15 protein-coding genes are annotated in these 19,146 nt (G+C 68.6%); 12 read left to right on the top strand and 3 right to left on the bottom strand.

Going from position 1 to position 19,146, the window contains the following annotated elements; genetic code table 11:
* The first annotated feature begins 1 nt into the window (after window position 1).
* From BQ7391_RS00095 to BQ7391_RS00070, 6 genes are all read left to right on the top strand, one after another.
* Window positions 2-4,489 carry a GH32 C-terminal domain-containing protein gene (locus BQ7391_RS00095; RefSeq protein WP_129583872.1) on the top strand — a complete coding sequence of 1,496 codons (4,488 nt, stop codon included), beginning with the start codon at window positions 2-4 and terminating at the stop codon, window positions 4,487-4,489.
* A 148-nt stretch (window positions 4,490-4,637) separates the two neighbouring features.
* Window positions 4,638-6,413 carry a class I mannose-6-phosphate isomerase gene (locus BQ7391_RS00090; RefSeq protein WP_075278755.1) on the top strand — a complete coding sequence of 592 codons (1,776 nt, stop codon included), beginning with the start codon at window positions 4,638-4,640 and terminating at the stop codon, window positions 6,411-6,413.
* Window positions 6,397-7,236 (top strand): Cof-type HAD-IIB family hydrolase, encoded by an 840-nt coding sequence (locus tag BQ7391_RS00085; RefSeq protein WP_075278754.1) that lies wholly within the window; start codon window positions 6,397-6,399, stop codon window positions 7,234-7,236. Before BQ7391_RS00090 ends, BQ7391_RS00085 begins: the two co-directional genes overlap by 17 nt.
* Window positions 7,237-7,326: 90 nt before the next feature.
* Complete coding sequence (locus BQ7391_RS00080) at window positions 7,327-7,803, top strand: MarR family winged helix-turn-helix transcriptional regulator (RefSeq protein WP_083662003.1); 477 nt, start codon at window positions 7,327-7,329, stop codon at window positions 7,801-7,803.
* Between the two features lie 173 nt (window positions 7,804-7,976).
* The gene (locus tag BQ7391_RS00075) at window positions 7,977-10,538 is read left to right on the top strand and encodes an ATP-dependent helicase (protein WP_075278752.1); all 2,562 of its coding nucleotides are present in this window, start codon (window positions 7,977-7,979) and stop codon (window positions 10,536-10,538) included.
* A gap of 113 nt (window positions 10,539-10,651) precedes the next feature.
* Window positions 10,652-11,416, top strand: coding sequence for a mechanosensitive ion channel family protein (locus tag BQ7391_RS00070; protein WP_075278751.1), 765 nt, complete (start codon window positions 10,652-10,654; stop codon window positions 11,414-11,416).
* A gap of 181 nt (window positions 11,417-11,597) precedes the next feature.
* On the opposite strand, the gene BQ7391_RS00065 is transcribed toward BQ7391_RS00070, so the two are convergent.
* Together BQ7391_RS00065 and BQ7391_RS00060 are read right to left on the bottom strand one after the other, a co-directional pair.
* Window positions 11,598-12,794 carry a hypothetical protein gene (locus tag BQ7391_RS00065; RefSeq protein ID WP_075278750.1) on the bottom strand — a complete coding sequence of 399 codons (1,197 nt, stop codon included), beginning with the start codon at window positions 12,792-12,794 and terminating at the stop codon, window positions 11,598-11,600.
* The gene (locus BQ7391_RS00060) at window positions 12,791-13,297 is read right to left on the bottom strand and encodes an RNA polymerase sigma factor (protein WP_075278749.1); all 507 of its coding nucleotides are present in this window, start codon (window positions 13,295-13,297) and stop codon (window positions 12,791-12,793) included. The genes BQ7391_RS00065 and BQ7391_RS00060 overlap by 4 nt, the downstream gene beginning before the upstream one ends.
* A gap of 300 nt (window positions 13,298-13,597) precedes the next feature.
* Between BQ7391_RS00060 and BQ7391_RS00055 the strand changes: the two genes are divergently transcribed.
* A complete protein-coding gene (locus BQ7391_RS00055; RefSeq protein ID WP_075278748.1) occupies window positions 13,598-14,086 on the top strand; it encodes an S-ribosylhomocysteine lyase in 489 nt (162 codons plus the stop codon).
* Between the two features lie 9 nt (window positions 14,087-14,095).
* Window positions 14,096-14,797, top strand: a complete 702-nt coding sequence (locus BQ7391_RS00050) for a 5'-methylthioadenosine/adenosylhomocysteine nucleosidase (protein ID WP_075278747.1) — start codon at window positions 14,096-14,098, stop codon at window positions 14,795-14,797.
* A 272-nt stretch (window positions 14,798-15,069) separates the two neighbouring features.
* On the opposite strand, the gene BQ7391_RS00045 is transcribed toward BQ7391_RS00050, so the two are convergent.
* A complete protein-coding gene (locus tag BQ7391_RS00045) occupies window positions 15,070-15,936 on the bottom strand; it encodes a DegV family protein (protein WP_075278746.1) in 867 nt (288 codons plus the stop codon).
* A gap of 122 nt (window positions 15,937-16,058) precedes the next feature.
* Here BQ7391_RS00045 and BQ7391_RS00040 point away from each other — a divergent pair, with 122 nt between their 5' ends.
* Genes BQ7391_RS00040 through BQ7391_RS11900 form a run of 4 tightly spaced genes read left to right on the top strand, consistent with a single transcriptional unit; the run spans window position 16,059 to window position 19,112 of the window.
* The gene (locus BQ7391_RS00040; RefSeq protein WP_075278745.1) at window positions 16,059-16,655 is read left to right on the top strand and encodes a DUF1836 domain-containing protein; all 597 of its coding nucleotides are present in this window, start codon (window positions 16,059-16,061) and stop codon (window positions 16,653-16,655) included.
* Window positions 16,656-16,658: 3 nt separating this feature from the next.
* The gene (gene nhaA / locus BQ7391_RS00035) at window positions 16,659-18,062 is read left to right on the top strand and encodes a Na+/H+ antiporter NhaA (protein WP_075278744.1); all 1,404 of its coding nucleotides are present in this window, start codon (window positions 16,659-16,661) and stop codon (window positions 18,060-18,062) included.
* Window positions 18,063-18,099: 37 nt separating this feature from the next.
* Window positions 18,100-18,738, top strand: a complete 639-nt coding sequence (gene amaP / locus BQ7391_RS00030) for an alkaline shock response membrane anchor protein AmaP (protein ID WP_075278743.1) — start codon at window positions 18,100-18,102, stop codon at window positions 18,736-18,738.
* Between the two features lie 5 nt (window positions 18,739-18,743).
* Entirely contained in the window at window positions 18,744-19,112 is a 369-nt protein-coding gene (locus BQ7391_RS11900) for a DUF2273 domain-containing protein (protein WP_083662002.1), read from the top strand.
* Window positions 19,113-19,146 lie beyond the last annotated feature (34 nt).

Here is a 19,146-nt window from a genome sequence, read left to right as displayed (position 1 = left end):
CATGGATTCAGCAATGCGGCCCGCACGGTTGGCGGTGATTCTGGGGACGGTCTGTGCCCTAGGCGCCGGCGCACCGGCGATCGCCCTTGCGGCGGAGTCGCCGGCTCCCGTCGTTGCGCGGCAGGATGCCGGGGCGTCCGACTTGACGACGCTCACGCAGTTCGTGAGCGCAAGCGGGGGCACGGTCACCTGCGAGGACGGGACGGTGGACGTCTCGCGTCGCGACGGCGACCACTTTGCCATGCTCGAGGGCGGGCAGGCGTACAAGAGCCTTGACTACCAGGCCGACGTGCAGGTGACCGACGGCATATCCGCCGCGCTCGTCGTGGGGGCGACAAACGCGGCGGAGCCGGGAAGCGGCACGTGGTACGGCTTCAACTTCAACAACGAGAGCACCGACCAGCGTGTACGCCTCTTCCGCGTGAATGATAGCATGGACCTGATAACGGTCTCGCAAGATCAGGTCGATTCCGCGGGCCTTGACACGACGGGCACGGTCCACCTGAGGGTCCAGATCGACGAGACGGGCCTCTGCAGGGTGACGGCATCCGATGCCGCGGGCCACGAGGTCAGCGGATCGGCCACCATCCAGGGCTGGCAGGGAGGCTGCGTGGGGCTTCTCACCTTCAATTCCGCGGCGACGTTCTCCAACGTGACCATCAGCGAGGACGCCGGACTCGAGCTGCCCGACCCGGGCGTCCCCGAGGAGGGAGACGGCTTCGTGACCAGTCTCTCGGGTGACTGCACGAAGTTCGGCAACGGCCAGACGGTCGAGACGGCGGATGGGCTGTGGGTCGCATCCTCGGGTGGCGACTACATGGTTCGCTGGCAGGGCGAGGCGGCATCCCTTGGTGACATGGTCTACTCAGCGGACGTGTCCTTCGAGAGCGCCGACGTGGACGGCGCCGCGTCGCTCGTGCTTCACAGCGACGAGGGCGACCTCGGTGCCATGCAGTCCTACGTGGCCAACATCAACCCCAAGACGGGCGAGTGCCGCCTGTTCAAGTTCGAGCAGACCGCCAACGAGGGGCGCATCGCATACGACATGCTGTCCCCCATCCAGCTTGGCGCGAGCGTCTCTGACGCCTTCCACCTGAGCGTCACGACCATCGGCAAGCACATGGTCTTCTCGGTGTCCTACGAGGACGCCGAGGGCAACGCCGTTACCAAGACGGCGAGCACGGCGGACTACACCCTGGGTACCGAGGCCAACAACGAAGAGGTCTACGCGCATTATGGGCAGAACACCGCCCTGCGCGAGGGGTACTGCGGCCTGCTCTCGTTCAACGCTGCCGTAACCTATCAGAACGTGACGGCCACGCCGCTCACCGAGGGCAACACCCCGCAGCTCACGAGCCTCAACATCACGGGCGATGCGGTTGACATGCCCTTTGCGTTCCAGGACACGGCCTACGTGTACGTGGGATACGTGCGGAACTCGGCCGATAGCGTGAACATCGCGTATGAGACGACCAACGCGGATGCGCGCGTGAGCGTGGCCGACGAGGCGGGAAACGTTTACGAACCCAAGGGCGGGGTCGTGAGCGTTCCCGTAGCCAATCGCGGAACCGACGCGCGCAACGAGGGCCTCAACCAGTACTCGCTTACCGTCGAGGATCCCGATACGGGCGCCGTTGCCGTCTACCAGCTGCGCGTCTTCTGCGAGGGGCCGGACGACACGTATTACTACGAGGATCAGCGCAGTCAGTTCCATTACAGCGTCAAGAACGGCTGGGGCAATGACCCGTGCGGTCTCGTGAGGACCTCGGACGGCGTGTACCACTTCTACTACCAGGCCTACACCGACACCGACTGGGGTCCCATGCACTGGGGCTACGCCACGAGCACCGACCTCGTGCACTGGAAGGAGCAGCCGATCGCCCTCTACCCGGACGAGTACGGCGCGCAGTTCTCCGGCTGCGGCGTGTACGCCGACCACACTACGGCGCCTGAGATCTTTGCCGAGGGCGAGGAGGGCATGGTCTTCATCGTCACGGCCAACGGACGGGCGGGGCAGGACGGCAAGCAGCGCCTGACGCTCGCCTATGCCACCTACGACCCTGCCACCAAGACCATGGGCGCTTACCAGAAGTACGACGACGTCCTTCTCGACTACAGCACCGACGACATCATCGAGCCCGCCGACGGCGCCTTCCGCGACCCAAAGGTCTTCCGCTTCGACGACAAGTGGTTCCTTATCGTTGCCGGCGGCCCCGTGCGCTTCTACTCCTCCGACGACCTCGTTCACTGGAAGGGCGAGAGCTATCTCAACGAGCCGGGGACCGAGAACCACGTGTACACCGAGTGCCCCGATCTCTACCCTGTTAAGGCCGAGGACGGCGCCGTCAAGTGGATTCTCTCCCGCGGCGGTACGAGCTACAAGGTCGGCGAGTTCAAGAACGTGGACTTCACCAACGTCGAGGGCGGCCAGTACGCCTTCGTGCAGGACGAGGGTACGCCCGACTACACGATGAACTTCGGGCGCGACGCCTACGCCGCAATGACCTACTTCAACGCGGGCAGCGACTTCGGCACGTCGGGCAGCGTCAACTGTCCGGAGCTTGTTGCCATGAACTGGATGAACACCTGGGACTACAACAAGCTCGTTCAGAACACCGGCAACTGGCGCTTCAACGGCACTTACAACCTTCCCGTCAAGCTGGGTCTCACCCGGGACTCAGACGGCGCGTACCGGCTCACGCAAGATCCGGTCGACAAGCTCGATGACCTGCGCGACGAGAGCGGCAAGGTGACCGTTGACGGGCTGAAGCTCGGCGGAGACGATGCGGTGACCCCGATCGACTTCAACGGAACCTCCTACGAGATCGAGGCTACGTTCACGCCTGGGAAGGGCGAGCAGCCTACCGTGGGCTTTGACGTGCGCGTGGGTGCAGGCCAGAAGACGCGGGTTTCCTACGACTTTGCCACGGACACCATCACGCTCGACCGCAGCAAGTCCGGCTCCATCCTGAACGACGCGTTCGCCCAGCCGCGCTCCCAGGCAAACGTCGACCACAACGAGGACGGGTCCGTGACCCTGCACGTGTACGTGGACCGCATGAGCGTCGAGGTCTTCACCGGCGACTACGTTGCCGCCGGAGCCAACCAGATCTTCCCGTCGCCGCTTGCTGACGGGTTGCAGGCGTTCAGCGAGAACGGCACCGCCACACTCGATGCGACGGTGTACCCGCTCGAGACCATCTGGGACGACGAGCAGACGGGCAACCCGAGCTCCGCTGCCCAGAGCATCGGTCTTTCTCGCGACACGGTGACGGGCTATGCGGGCACCACGGCGGACATCAGCGCGTGGGTGTCTCCCGCCGCCGCTCCGCAGGACCTGACGATCACCTCGAGCGATCCTTCCGTCGCATCTGCCGAGCAGACCGAGGGCGGGCTGCGCGTGACGTGCAACACCCGCGGCACCGCCACGATCACCGTGGCGAGCGAGAGCGACCCGAACGTGAGCCGGGACATTACGGTGAGCGTGTACGAGGGCGAGCTCCAGACCAACGTCGCAGGCGTCTCTCGGCCGACGGGATCGTTCTATGTCGATGGCCCGGTGCTCCACGTGGACGGCGTGGGCGCCAACAGCTTCCTGTTCTCGAGCGAGAAGTACCCGGTGGACGGCCTGACGTACGAGATTGACGTCCACCACAAGACCGGCCTGGAGAACCTCATCTTCGGCAGCCAGGTGCAGGATGCCTACCAGGGCTGCTATGCCATCCAGCTCGACGGCGCGGGCAAGATTCGCCTGTTCGATTTCAAGGGCGACAAGACGCTCTACCAGGACGACCACGCGGTTGCGGTTGACCCCGAGGGCAACTACCACGTGAAGATCTCGGTGGAGGGCAAGACCATCAAGGTCGAGATCAACGGTAAGCAGTACCTTGATTACACCCTCCAGGAAGGCGATCCCGACTACACCGATACCGAGGGCTACGTTGCCATTGGCATGTGGGACTCCGACCAGACCACCTTCGAGAACTTCTACGTGGGCGGATCGGCGACCGAGGGACCCGCCCAGGACCTCCAGGGCGCCATCGACGAGGTGAGCGAGAAGGTCGAGGGGCTCGACGCCTCCGACTACACCGCCGACTCGTGGGCGGCGCTCCAGGACGCGCTGGCGGAGGCCCGGGCTCTGCTGGCGGACAAGAACGCGACCTCCGCGGACATGGCAGCGGCGGCACAGTCCGTCCGGGACGCCTTCGCGGCGCTGGAGCGGGCCGATACGGGTGAGGAACCCGGCGACGACGACCAGCAGCCCGGCGACGACCAGCTGCCCGGCGGCGACCAGCGGCCCGGCGGCGATGAGGGCCAGCGGCCTGGCGGCACGGGCTCCGAGGACAAGGGCGGCACCCACCAGGCGTCCGGCGGCTCCGGCAGGGTCCCCGACACCGGTGACGCCACGGTCGCCGTGGGCGGCATCGCGGCGCTCGGCGCCGTGACCGCGGGCGCGGGCGTCCTTCTCGGCAGGTCCAAGAGGAAGTAGCGAGGTCGGGGCGTCCTTCTGGGGCGTCCCGACCTGCCGGCTGGCGCGCGGGACTGATGCCCGCGCGCCGCGGCCGGCCCGCGCCTGGGCGCCCATGCGGCGCCCGGACGCGGGCGTGGCCGAAGGGCACCACGGCAAGGAGGAGATCATGGCATACGACAGGCATCCGACCATCCGCGTGCCCGGGCACCGGGCGATCGTGGGCTACGACGCCCTTCTCGCCGAGCTCTCGGCGCGCGTGGGGGAGGTCCGCGCGCAGAATGGCGGGAGCTGCGTCCTGGTGTGCGACTCCTATCCCGGCGTCTGGGATGACGAGGTCATCTCGCAGATGGGGCGCCTGCACCCGGACGTGATGGTGGACACGCGGACGCTCTTTCCCGAGCCCGCCGAGCTCACGCGCCGCATGGTGCCCTTCCTGACGGACGACCGGGTCTTCGGTCGCATGTGCTTCGGCGAGCTCGAGGAGTTCATGGACGCCCGCGCCCTTCTCGCCGCGCGCTGGTGCGTCGAGGGCGTGAGCGGCCTCGTGCTCGTCTGCGGCTTCGGGGCGGCGCTCGTGCACCCCGGTGACGTGCTCGTCTACCTGGACGCGACACGCTGGGAGATTCAGCTGCGCTATCGAGCCGGCATGCCCAACTACGGCTGCGACAACGGGGATGAGGACGTGCTGCGCAAGGTCAAGCGCGGCTACTTCGTGGAGTGGCGCCTCGCGGACCGGCACAAGGCGCGCCTGCTCGAGCGGGCGGACTATGTGGTGGGGACCGATGAGCGCGACCTGCCGCGCGCCATGGACGGGGAGGCCTTCCGAGCCGCCCTCGACGTGGCGTCCAGCCGTCCCTTCAGGACCGAGCCCTACTTCGACCCGGGCGTCTGGGGCGGCCAGTGGATGCGCGAGCACTTTGGGCTGCCCGCGGACGCGCCCAACTACGCCTGGTCCTTCGACGGCGTGCCGGAGGAGAACGCGCTCGCCTTTGAGCTGGACGGCGGCGTCGTGCGCCTGCCCGCCATGGACCTCACGCTCCTGCGCCCGCGCGCCCTTCTTGGCGAGGGCGTCTACGCGCGCTACGGGGCGGAGTTCCCCATTCGCTTTGATCTGCTCGACACCATGGGCGGGCAGAACCTGAGCCTGCAGGTCCACCCCACGACGGACTACATCCGCCGGGAGTTCGGCATGGCCTACACGCAGGACGAGAGCTACTACATCCTGGATGCCGAGGAGGGTGCCTGCGTCTACCTGGGCCTTCGCGAGGGGGTGGACCCAGGGGAGATGATGGCCGCGCTCGAGGGCGCCAACGCCGGCGGCGTTCCCTTCGATGCCGGGCGCTACGCCAACCGCGTCCCGGTGCGGCCGCACGACCACGTCCTCATCCCGGCGGGCACGCCCCACTGCTCGGGGGCGGGGACGATGGTGCTGGAGATCAGCGCCACGCCGTACCTCTTCACGTTCAAGCTCTGGGACTGGGGGCGGCTCGGCCTCGACGGGCGTCCCCGCCCGGTGCACCTCGCGCGTGGCCGCGAGGTCATCCGCTGGGACCGCACGACGGAGTGGGTGGAGAAGAACCTCATTAACCGCGCGCATGACGTCGACGAGCCCTGCGGCGCGGACCGCGTGGAGGTGACGGGCCTGCATGAGCTCGAGCCCATCCTGTGCCGGCGCTACACGGTGGCGCCCGGCGGGTCGGCGCGCCTGGACACGCGTGGGACGCTCAACGTGCTCAACCTGGTGGCGGGCGCGGAGGCGGTGGTCAGAAGCCCCGGGGGCGCCTTTGAGCCCCTGACGGTGCACTATGCTGAGACCTTCATCGTGCCGGCCGCCGTGGGGGCCTACGAGGTCAGGCCCGCGGCCGGCTGCGAGGGTCCAATCATGTTCGTGCGCGCGAGCGTGCGCGGGACGGAAGGTGGTCACCATGACGAAGAGGGCTGACGGCGGGCGAGAAGAGCGTGGGGGCAGCCTGCCCGCGGTGGTGTTCAGCGACGTTGACGGGACGCTGCTCGACGGCTCGCATCGCGTGAGCCCGCGCACGGCCGCGGCGGTGCGCGGGCTCGGGGCGCGCGGCGTCCCGTTCGTGCTCGTCTCGGCGCGCATGCCCGAGGCGCTCGACCAGATCCGCCGCGAGCTCGGCAACGCGGGGCCCGTCGTGTGCTACGGGGGCGCCTACGTGCTCGATGCCGCCGGGGCGGAGCTCCTGAGCAGGCCCATCGCGCTCGGGTGCGCGCTCGAGGTGCGTGACTACGTGGTCTGCGCCCTGCCGGACGTCTGCTGCATGGCGTATGGCTATCACACGTGGGTGACGTCGGACCGCTCGGACCCGCGCGTGGCGCGCGAGGAGCGCATCGTGGGCGTGGAGTCCGTCGAGGGGACGCTCGAGGAGCACTTCTCGGAGCGGGGCCTCCACAAGTTCCTCCTCGTGGGGGAGCCGGCCTCGGTGGAGCGGGCGGAGCGCGAGCTGGGCGCGGCGTTCCCCAACCTCGCCGTGGTGCGCTCGTCACCCATCCTCTGCGAGGTGATGGACGGCCGCGTGAGCAAGGCCGAGGGGGTCGAGGCCGTCTGCCGGCATCTGGGGGTGAGCGCCGCGGACGCGGCCGCCTTTGGCGACGGCCGCAATGACATCGACATGCTGCGCGCGGTGGGGGAGAGCTGGGCCATGGCAAACGCGCCCGCCGAGGTGCGCGACGCCGCGTCGCGGGTGACGGCGCTCGACAACGACCACGACGGCCTCGCCGAGACAATCTTCTCACTTATTTGAAAGAGGTGAATAAAATGCGGGGCGCGGGGAAAGTTGCTACTATTAACCAGTCAGAGGACGTGTTTGGCGTGGCCGTAGCGCCGCGCTTCGATGAAGGGGCCCGCTGCAGGCAGATGGACTACGAGGACGCTGCAAAGAAGCTCATCATGTACTCCCGGGGGGGTCGCCAAGGGCTCCATCGGGACGGCATACGGCATGTCGATGGGCGAGGACCCGGTGCTCGAGTACATCTCGCGCCAGGACGAGGCGATGACGCCCTCCGAGCTTGCCAAGACGCTCGGGTACACGCGGCCGCGCATGACCCGCATCATCGACTCGCTCGAGGAGAAGGGCTACGTGGTCCGCGAGCAGGACAAGGAGGACCGGCGCCGCGTGCTCGTCTACTGCACCGACGAGGGCCGCCGCCATGCCAACGACCACAGCTCCGACGGGGTCTCGAGCCTTGCCGCCACGCTGAGCAAGATGGGGGAGCACGATGCACGCGAGCTGCTGCGCGGCCTCGAGATTGCCTACAGCCTCACCTATGACAAGGACGACATCCTCGGCGGCGTCAAGAAGCACAAGTAGCCGACCTGCCGGATGCTGACAAAGGTGTCAGGGCAGTTCGTCATGTTTTTCATGACAAACTGCCCTGACACCTTTGTCAGCATTTGTCGGGTCGCCAGATCCCGGCAATTGCTGTCCGGTCATGCCGCTACACTCGTAGGGCACGCAGTCACCGAGAAGAACGTGGGGGCTTCATGACCCAGAACCAGCAGACCCTCTTTTCGCCGACGCCCATCCCGGCCCCGGCGCCCGTCATCGACCTCGACGGCCTCAACCCGGCCCAGCGTGAGGCGGTGGAGTGCACGCGCGGCCCGCTGCTCGTGCTCGCGGGCGCGGGCTCGGGCAAGACGCGCGTGCTCACGGTGCGCATCGCGCACATGATCGCGGACGAGGGCGTGCGCCCCTGGCAGGTCCTGGCCATCACGTTCACCAACAAGGCCGCCGCCGAGATGCGCGAGCGCCTGGACGCCCTTCTGCCCGGCGGCACGCGCGGCATGTGGGTCTGCACGTTCCACGCCATGTGCGTGCGGATGCTGCGCGAGGACCCGGAGCTCGTGGGCTACCGCCCCAACTTCACCATCTACGATGACGACGACTCGCGCCGCCTGGTCAAGACCATCATGGCGGACCTGGACATCGACCAGAAGCAGTTCCCGATGAACTCGATCCGCGCCAAGATTTCCTCGGCCAAGAACGCGATGGTGGGGCCGGACGAGATGGCGAGCTCCTCCAACCCGGCGGACCGCGCCGCGGCGCGCGTGTACCGCGAGCTGGACCACCGCCTCGCCAAGGCCAACGCGATGGACTTCGATGACCTGCTCGTCAAGACCTTCGAGCTGCTCTCCAAGCGCCCGGAGGTGCTTGAGCGCTACCAGGACCGCTTCCGCCAGATCAGCGTGGACGAGTACCAGGACACCAACCACGTCCAGTACGCGATCACCAACCTCCTGGCCGCGCGCTACAGAAACCTCATGGTCGTGGGCGACGACGACCAGTCCATCTACTCCTGGCGTGGCGCTGACATCCAGAACATCCTGGACTTCGAGAAGGACTACCCGGACGCCCACGTGGTGCGCCTCGAGCAGAACTACCGCTCGACGGGCCACATCCTGGCCGCCGCCAACGCCGTGGTGGCCAACAACTCCCGCCGCAAGCCCAAGCGCCTGTTCACCGATGCCGGGGACGGCGAGAAGATCCGCGTGTTCCAGGCTTCCGACGAGCGTGACGAGGGCCGATGGATCGGCTCCGAGATCGAGAAGCTCCACGATGGCGGCACGAGCTACGACGACATGGCCGTCTTCTACCGCACCAACGCGCAGTCGCGCATCCTCGAGGACATGTTCCTGCGCGCGGGCGTGCCGTACAAGATCGTGGGCGGCACGCGCTTCTTCGACCGCGCCGAGGTCCGCGACGTCATGGCCTACCTCAAGCTCGTCGTGAACCCGGATGATGACGTGGCCGCCCTGCGCGTGGTCAACACGCCGAGGCGCGGCATCGGCACCACCTCCATCAACAAGATCCGCGAGCTTGCGGTTGACGAGGGCATCTCGTTCTTCTCGGCCTGCGAGCTGGCGATCGCCGAGACGGGACTTCTGGGCGCGAAGGTGCGCTCGGCGCTGGCGGAGTTCACGGGCGTCATCGAGGCGGGTCGGCACTTCACGGGCGAGCTCGCCGACGTGGTGGACGCGATCGTGGACCGCTCCGGCCTCATCCGCGCCCTCGAGGCCGAGCACTCCGTGGAGGCGGACGGCCGCATCGAGAACATCCGCGAGTTCATGGGCGTCGCCGCCGAGTTCGACGAGACGCACGACGCCGTGGAGACCCTCGAGTCCCTGGCCCAGCTGCGAGCGGCAGGCGCCCTCGAGCCGAGCCCTTCCGCCAGCGTGGCGGCTGTCGGCGTAGCCGAGGCCGGCGCGCAGGGCCAGCCCGCGGGCGAGGGGGTTTTCGCGCCCGCAGGCCTGACGCCCGGGGCGGTGCCCCCGAGCGACTTCGCGCAGCGAACGAGCGCTGAGCTCGGGGGCACCGCCCCGGGCGTCAGGCCCCCCGTCGCCTCCGAGAAGCTCCCGGCGCTGATCGAGTGGCTGGCGCTGCGCTCTGACCTGGACTCGCTCGCGGGACAGACGCACGCGGTCACGATGATGACGATCCACTCGGCCAAGGGTCTGGAGTTCCCGGTCGTGTTTGTCGCCGGCATGGAGGAGGGCATCTTCCCGCACACCTCCTACGAGGGCGACCCGGCCGCTGTGGAGGAGGAGCGCCGCCTGGCCTACGTGGCCATCACGCGCGCCCGCAAGAAGCTCTACCTCACGCATGCCGCCACACGGCGCACGTACGGCTCCACCCAGGCCAACCCGCCGAGCCGCTTCCTGAACGAGATTCCCGCCGCCGACGTGGAACGCACGGGCGTGGGCTCCTCGGGCTTCACGGGCGTGGGCTGGGAGAAGCGCGGGGACCGTCGCGGCACCTTCGGTAGCGGCCGCGGCTCCTCGGTCTACGGCGGCAACGTCTTCGGCTCGCGCACGCGCTCCACGGGCGTGGCCCCGCGCGCGTCCGAGGTGGCGCCCGCACGGCAGGCACCGGCGCGCCCTGCGCCCTCCACGTCCTTCTCGGCAGGCGACAAGGTTTCCCACAAGACCTTCGGCCCTGGCACGGTCCTTGCCGTCTCGGGGGACACGATCGAGGTCAGGTTCACGCGCACCGGCAAGACCAAGAAGCTCCTCAAGGGCTTTGCCCCGCTCGTCAAGATCGAGGGGTGAGGCAGGGGCAGTCCCTTCGCGTCACATATGCGTTCGCATAAACTCTGCGTCACCAGCCGTTGATTTATGCGAACGCATAAATCAAGCTCGTAACAGAAGGGGGAGGGGACGTGATGGAACAACTTTTGGGCATCGACGCGGGCGGCTGGCTGGACAAGAGCGTGACGCTCGTCATCGCGGTGGTCATTGCGGCACTGATCGAGCGCGTGGTGGTGCGGCTCATGCACAGGCTGCTCGACGCCTCGGAGCTGCCGAGCGCGTCGCTCTTCATCAACATCGCCCGCGCGCTCATCTGGGTGCTCGCGCTGCTCGGCGTTCTGAAGCCGGTCTTTGGCGTTGACCCGGCGGGCTTCGTGGCCGCCCTCGGCGTTGTCTCGCTTGCCGTCTCCCTCGGCATGCAGGACACGATCTCAAACATCATCGGCGGCATCAGCCTCATGGTGAGTAAGGCCGTCCAGCCCGGGGACTACATCACGGTGGGCGGCGTCACCGGCGAGGTGACCGACGTCACGTGGCGCAGCACCTCCGTGCTGATGCGCGGCGGCGCGGTGGAGGTCATCCCCAACTCGGTGCTCTCCAAGACGGCCCTCACGCGCATCACGCCCTGGACTGCGGGCTACTGCGGCGTGCCCATCGCCGTGGTGCCGGGGGCGGACCTCTCCGCCGTGGCGGACGAGTGCTGCCTGATCGCGGCGCGCGAGCTCGCGGACCTGCTCGACCCCGCCTTCGAGACGGACGTCATCTTCACGGCCTTCACCGCCTACGGCACGCAGGGCGAGGTCCGCCTGCACGTCAGGCCCGAGGTGGTCTTCTCCGCGGCGCAGGACCGCCTGGCCCGCGCGCTCTCCGGGCGGCCCTGGCTCGCGAGCGCGCTGTAGGGCGCCCCGGCGCTGCCCGGACGGAGCGTCGCGAATCCCCCGCGGACCGGTTGTGCGGGGGATTGGCGACGGTTCTTCTCGCCAAAGCGTCTCCTTGCCCCCGCGGAGTGGCCGTGCGGAGGTGAGGCGACGCTTCCGGCCCGCGCAGGGCGGGCGAGAAAAACGGGCGAGAAGAACCTCCCTACGCCCCCGTCACGTCCTCGATCTGGAAGATCGGTGCGGAGAGGCGCGGGTCCGCGGCTATCTCCTCCTCCGTGGGGGTGGGGTAGCGGTGCCAGGGGAGCTCCTCCTCGAGGCACTGGGAGAAGTCGTCATCCAGGGCGAGCAGCGCGTCAAAGCGCTCGGAGAGCACCTGCTCGCAGCCGTCCACGAACGAGATGCGGTAGCGGCGCGTCTGCGTGCTGCCGTCAGAGAACGTGGCCGTGGCCTCGAGCCGGGCCTCGCCGAGCGCGTCCGCGGCGCAGACGAACCCGCTCACGTAGAGCGAGCGCTGCCATTCCTCGAAGGACTCCTGCGTCGCCGCGTGCGCGTGGAAGCTCTCGAGGTAGGCCTCGCGCGCGGCCTGGATCTGGGGCTGCAGCGCGTCGTACTCCGCCCACGCCTCCTCGGTGAGGCGCTCCACGCGGTCGATGTGCTCCTCGTCCGTCTCGCCCTCCTGCCAGGCGTACTCGCTCGTGTCGCTCCACGGCCGTGACTCCAGGTCCAGCCACGCCCCGAGCAGCTGGATGGTCTCGTCGCTTGCCCAGAAGGCGTCGCGGTTGTTGACCGTGAGGTAGGGTACGTTGCCGTTGACGTCGAGGCACGGAGGGGCGTCCGATGCCGCCGGGTCGATGGTCACCGTCTCGGGAATCTCTCCCGGGGGCATCTCGTCGCCATAGTCGTCCGGTGCCTCCGTGTAGAGCGAGACGACGGCGTGCTCGGTCATCGGCTCGTGGATGGAGGGGCGGTCGATCGTTGCCATGGGGCTGTCCGTCACCCGGTACGTGACCGACTCCACGCCGCCGCCGGTGACGCTGAGGTTGAGGGAGAGCCTGATGTAGCTTCCGTACGTGCCGTCGCAGGGCATGAGCCCGTTGGACCCTGCGCTCACGGCCACGGCGTCGCCCCCCTCCGCGGCCCGGGCGATGACAAGCCCGAAGGCGTTGCCGCCGGAGTCAGGGCCTAGGAGGACGGGCAGCCCCAGGGCGAGCCCGGCCGCGACGGCGCAGCCCGCCGCCCCCACGAGCGCCACGCGCCGCGTGACGAGGGCTCGCGGCGCGGCCTCCTCCTCCCGGAGTGCCTTCACGCGCGCGATCACGGCGTCGTCGAGCTCCTCGCTGTGCCGGACGCCCTCGTAGAGGCGGTGCAGGTGCTTCTCAGCAGGGTTCTTCTCGCTCATGACGTACCTCCCAGGTAGAATCGCAGCTTCTGCGTGGCGCGCGAGAGGCGCGTGCGCACGGCCGACTCGGAGATGCCGCACGCCGCGGCGATGGCGTCTGCGGGCATCTGCTCCACGTAGCGCAGGTGGATGACGGCGCGGTAGCGCTCGGGCAGGCGCTGGACGGCCGCCCAGAGCTCGGCGGGGGTCCAGGGGTCCTCGTCCTTCTCGGCGTCCGCCACCTCCAGGCCGAGCGCGTCGAAGGACTGCGCGTGGCGGCGCCACCACGAGCGCGCGAGGTCCCGGCAGCGGTTGAGCGTCGTGCGCAGGAGCCAGGCCCGCAGGTGCCCCTCGTCGCCAAAAGCGGTGTCACAGCAGGCAAGCGCCACAAAGACGTCCTGGTAGACGTCCTCGGCGTCCGCGCGCGACCCGGTCTGCGTAATCGCCAGGCGCAGCACGCTCGCACCGTGCGCGCGCATCGCTTGCCGCAGGAAGGCGTCGTCTCTCACCACCCTCGGGGTCATCGCGTCTCCTTTCGCTCGGGGGCTCTGCCTATAACACGGGGCAGGACTCAGTTTGTCCCAGACAATCTTGCGGGAGCGGTGACGGGCGGCCCGCCGTTCTCGGGCGGAGCGTCGCCAATCCCCCGCGGGCCGGCCGTGCGGGGGATTGGCGACGGTTCTTCTCGCCAAAGCGTCGCCTCGCCCCCGCACATCGGCTCCGCGGGGGCTTGGCGACGCTTTCGCGTCGCGGGTCTGAGTCCCAGACGGCTACACTGGTGGCGAGAAGAACTGCCGAGAAGAGCCTCGACCCCAGGGAGTCCCATGGAGAAGATCGCCAGCTTCACCGTCAACCACCTCACGCTCGAGCCGGGCGTCTACGTGAGTCGCGTGGATGCCGATCCCGCCACCGGCGCCGTGGTCACCACGTTTGACCTGCGCCTCACCGCGCCCAACCGCGAGCCCGTGATGGACACGGCGGCCGTCCACGCCATCGAGCACCTGGGCGCCACCTACCTGCGCAACAGCCCCGCCTGGCGTGACCGCGTGGTCTACTTTGGCCCGATGGGCTGCCGCACGGGCTTCTACCTCATCCTCTTTGGCGAGCACACCTCCGCCGAGGTGGCGCCGCTCGTGCGGGAGACCTTTGAGTTCATCCGTGACTTTACGGGCGAGATTCCCGGCGCGCGCCCGGAGGAGTGCGGCAACTGGCATGACGCCGACCTCGCGCAGGCCCGCTGGTGGGCGCGCCGCTACCTGGAGAACACGTTGGAGAACATCGACGAGGCGCATCTCGCCTATCCGCAGGAGTAGGGGGACATAATGAAGATTGGAATCATCGGCGCGATGGACGTCGAGGTGGAGCGCCTCAAGGCGGAGCTCGCGGACGCGCGCTCGGAGCGCGTGGCCGGCACGAACTTCTGCGCGGGGCGCCTGGGCGAGAAGGACGTGGTCGTGGTCAAGTGCGGCATCGGGAAGGTGAACGCCGGCATCTGCGCGCAGGTCCTGGCAGACCACTTCGGCTGCACGCACCTCATCAACACGGGCGTTGCGGGCTCGCTCGACGCCGCGCGCCTTGACATCGGCGACCTCGTGGTCTCCACGGACTGCGTACAGCACGACTTTTCCGTGGGCGCGCTCGGCTACGCGCCCGGCCTCGTCCCCGGCCGCGAGCGTCCCGAGTACGTGGCTGACGCCGCGCTGCGCGACGCAGCGCTTGCCGCCGCCGCGGCCGTTGCCCCCGAGGTGCGCGCGCTGTCCGGCCGCGTTGCCTCCGGTGACCAGTTCATCTCCGCGGAGGAGGACCGCCGCCGCATCGTGGGGACCTTCGAGGCGCTCTGCTGCGAGATGGAGGGCGCGGCCATTGCCCAGGCGGCCGAGGCCAACGGGGTTCCCTTCGTCGTGGTGCGCGCCATCTCCGACAAGCCCGGCACCGAGGGTCAGGCCATGGACTACGCCACCTTCGAGCGCGCCTCCGCGGAGCGCTGCGCCAGAATCGTCGAGCACATGGTGGCCGCGCTCTAACGTACGCGGCACGCGTGAACGGGGATATGCGGACATCCCCGTTCACGCGTGCAAAAGATGAAACCTTCGGATGCGTAGCCTGTGATTTCGCGTCCAAAATGAACAAAATCCCGGTTTCCGCGTCCTTCTCGGCACGCGTAAACCGGGATGTCCGGAAATCCTTGGCCGCGCGTGATGGCCGTGTGCCAAATAAACCTGACGTCACTAGCATGCCAAACAAACCTGACGCCAGTGGCATGACGCCAGTGGCACGGCGACGCGGTGGCGCGCGCCTAGACTCCCTGCACCGCCATGCCGACGAGCGTGGGGCCGGTGTGGACGAGCAGGTCGGCGGAGATGCCGCAGCTCACAAGCTCCACGATCTCCGCCACGGCGCCCACGTGCTCGCGGACGCGCGCCACGAGCTCGTCTCTCAGCGCGGGGTCGTACGTGCACACGGCCAGGCGCACGCGGCCCCACTGCCGCGCGTTCTCCACGACGAGCCTGACCTGCGCGTCGAGCGCGCGAGACCACCCGCGCGCCTTCTTGGCGATGACGTACTTGCCCTCGCGCTCGTCGCACATGAGGACGGGCTTGATGTTGAGGACGGATCCCACGCGGTAGACGGCCTCGCTGATACGGCCGCCCTTGCGCAGGAAGTCGAGCTTCTGGACTGAGAAGTACACGCGCGTGCGCTCAGAGAGGGCGCCCAGCACGCTGCCGATCCTGTCAAGCGGCATGCCCGCCTCAACCTGGCGCACGGCCTCCATGACGACGAGGCCCGCCGCGACGCCGATACTCTTGGTGTCCACCACCACGATGGGGAAGTCCTCCATCTGGCGCGCGACCATGTTCATGGTCTCGTTGGTGGCGGAGAGCCCCGACGAGATGGTCACCACGACGGCGCCAACGTAGCCGTCACGCCGCGCCTGCTCGAAGGTGTCGCGGATCTTCATGGGCGAGGGGAGCGAGGTCGAGGGAATCTCCTCGTCAAAGCGGCGGACCACGTCCTCCGTGGTGATGTCGACGCCGTTCTCGTAGCTCGACCCGTCGGAGTAGTTGATGCGCAGCGGGATGACGCGCACGTCGTGGGCGGCGACGAAGTCGGCGGGCGTGTCGGTGCCGGAGTCGGTGATGACGGCGATGCGCTGCTCGTTCATGGTTTCTCCCCCTGGTGCGTGACGAGGTCCCCGCTGGCCGGTATGATGCTAGCTAGACTATATCCCTTTCACATGGTCTTGAATACTAGATTATCTGTTTACGAGAAAAACAAAGGAGTGCCATGGGCGAGAAGAACCGTGAGCTCCGCGCCGCGTCGGCAAGCGAGGAGGACCTCAGGTCGCTCGCGGAGCGGATGCGCTCCGTGCACATCTCGCGCATCCGCGAGATGCCGCGCATCGAGCTCTACCTCGACCAGCTGCTCACGCTCGTCTCGCAGGAGCTCGAGTTCATGCAGGTCCCGGGCGAGACCCTCGTCACGGGGTCGATGGTCAACAACTACGTCAAGCAGGGCGTGATCCCCGCGCCGCGCAAGAAGCGCTACACGCGCCGGCACGTGGCGTCGCTGCTCTTCGTGTGCGCTCTGAAGCGCGTGTTCTCCATCTCGCAGGTGAGTCAGCTCGCCGCCCTCATCTGGTCCTCCGAGCTCGACCTCGAGGCGCTCTACGACAGCTCGTGCGCGGCGCTCGAGGCAGCGCTTGCGCGGCGCTTCTCGCCCGGTGGCGAGCCTGCCGGCCAGGAGTCCTCGCTCGTTCTTCTCGACAAGGACGGAGGCCCTGCCGAGACGGGGCTCGCGTGGCTGCTCCAGGCCGCCATGGACGCCCTCGCGGACAAGGTCGCGGTGGAGCAGGTGCTCCTCCTCGGCGAGCGGGAGGCGTGAGGCATGGCCAAGAGCATCTACGGCGAGCCTGCCGTCGTGCGTCGCCTCGAGCGGCGCGGCGCGCTCGCCTCCGTGACCGGCAGCGGCACCGTCGCCGCGGGCGTCATGGTGGCCGCCGCCCTCCTCGCGCTCGTGATTGCCAACACCCCGCTCTACGAGGGCGTCGAGCGGCTGCTCGCGCTGCCCCTCGAGGTGGGCGTGGGGCCGTTCGCGGTCTCGCTCACCGTCGAGGCCTTCGTGAACGACTTCCTCATGGCGGTCTTCTTCCTGCTCGTGGGGATCGAGCTCAAGTACGAGACCACGGTGGGGCAGCTCCGCCGCCCGCGCCAGGCCATCCTCCCCATGCTCGCGGCGGTGGGCGGCGTCACCGCGCCCGCCCTCATCTACCTCGCCGTCAACGCCGGCCAGCCCACTGCGAGCGGCTGGGCGGTCCCCATCGCCACCGACATCGCCTTCGCGCTTGGCGTGGTGTCGCTCCTCGGCGACCGCATCTCCCCCGAGGCAAAGGTCTTCTTCCAGACGCTCGCCATCGCCGACGACATCCTCGCCATCGTGGTCATCGCCCTCTTCTACGGGCAGGTGCCGGACCTCGCCTGGTGCGCCGCCTCGCTCGTGGCCGCCCTCTGCCTCGTGGCGCTCAACCGGGCGCGGGTCTACTCCGTGGCGCCGTACGTGGCGGTGGGTGTCGTGCTCTGGGCGTGCATGTTCAACTCGGGCATACACGCCACGCTCGCGGGCGTCATTCTCGCCTTCGCGCTGCCGAGCCGCTCCGACGTGCGCCTCCCCGAGCTCTCCGACTGGCTCTCGCGCCAGGCTCACGACCTCGACGACGCCTATGATGACGAGCATCACGTCCTCGGCCAGCACGACTTCACCGAGGGCGCCTGGCGCGTGGAGCGCGTCATGCACCACGTGACCCCGCCGCTGCAGCGCATGGAGCGCTACGTGTCCGTCTTCGTGAACTTCCTCGTGCTGCCGCTCTTCGCCTTCGTGAACGCGGAGCTGCACCTCGTGGGGGAGAACTTCGGCGCCATCCTCACCAACCCGGCGGCGCTCGGCACCTACCTCGGCGCCGTCGTCGGCAAGCCCGTGGGCATCATCCTCGTGACCGTCCTGCTCGTGCGCCTCGGCTTTGCGCGGCTGCCACGCGGGATGGACTGGGGCCAGGTCGTGGCCGTGGGCATCCTCGGCGGCGTGGGCTTCACCATGTCCATCCTCATCTCCGGCCTCGCCTTCGCGGACCCGGCCGACGCCATCGCGGCAAAGTGCGCCATCCTGCTGGGGTCGGTGACCTCGGCCCTTCTCGGCTACGCCTTCGTGCGGCTGGCCGTTCGCGAGCGCGGAGGCGGGCACGGGAGGAAGTCTCGCCCTCACGGGGCAAACCGTCCGGGGCAAGGGGTATCCTAGGGTGCATGCGCACGCTCGCACCCGTTAGGAGTCTCGCATGAACGGTTTCAAGCGCCTCTGCATGGTCCTCTTCACGCTGGCGAACCTCTTCGTCCTGGCCGCCCTCGCGCTCACGTGGTACGGCCCGTGGACGCTGGAGGCGTCGGCGCTGCTCAACCTCGAGCCGTATTCCATCGCCATTCTGGCGTGCCTCGCCGTGAGCGCCTTCGGCCTCGTGGTCCTTCTCGTCCGCGCGCTCGTGGTCCGCAAGGTGCGCACGATCGAGGTGGCCTCCGTCGACGGCGGCGTCATCTCCGTCACGCGTGACGCCATCGCGGCCCAGGCCTCCCACATCGTGGAGGCCGACGGCACGTGCTCGGCGGCGCGCGTCATCGTTGACGCCAGGGCCCGCGGCCACGTGCGCGTCCACGTGCGCGTGCTCCCGCACGAGAGCGTGGACGTGGTCGCCAAGGGGGCCGAGCTCCACGAGGACCTCCTGCACGGGCTCGCCAAGGTCTGCGGCGACAAGGTTGAGGACGTGAGTCTGGAGTTCGTGGAGCCCGAGTCGGTCACGGTCTCGCTGGCGGAGGTCGACGAGCCTGCCGCCGATGGCGGCCTCGCGGCGGCCGAGCCCGACTCCACGAGCGAGATCACGGTGTCGATGGGCGCCGCGCGCGAGTCCGAGAGGGAGGCGTAGGAGCCATGGCAGACGAGAGGGGCGCCAAGCCCAAGGTGGAGTTCAAGGTGGAGCTCGAGGACGCGGTCGAGAAGGACGCGGGGCAGCGGCCGTCCGCCGACGCCCCCGGCGACGGGGCCGCTTCCGGCGAGCCCGCGAGCGACGGCCTGGGCCGCGTGCGCGACTGGGTGCGTCGCGCCTTCCCGGGCGGCGAGGGCGCCTTCTGGGGTGGCATCGTGGGCCTCGTGGCAGCCATCGTCTTTTTGGTCCTGGGCGTCTGGTACACCGCGGTCATCGCCGCCTTCGTACTCGTGGGCGTGGCCGTCGGCCAGGCCATTGACGGGGACCCCAAGATCTGGAACCTGATTCGCAGCCTCTTCTCACGCAATCAGTGACGGGCATAACGCAGTAGTGCAGACGCGGGCGGCG

The sequence above is a fragment of the Thermophilibacter provencensis genome, from assembly GCF_900128445.1.
GTDB lineage: Bacteria > Actinomycetota > Coriobacteriia > Coriobacteriales > Atopobiaceae > Thermophilibacter > Thermophilibacter provencensis.
The sequence above is the reverse complement of the archived record's forward strand: the minus strand, read 5'-3'. Positions and strand labels throughout refer to the sequence as shown.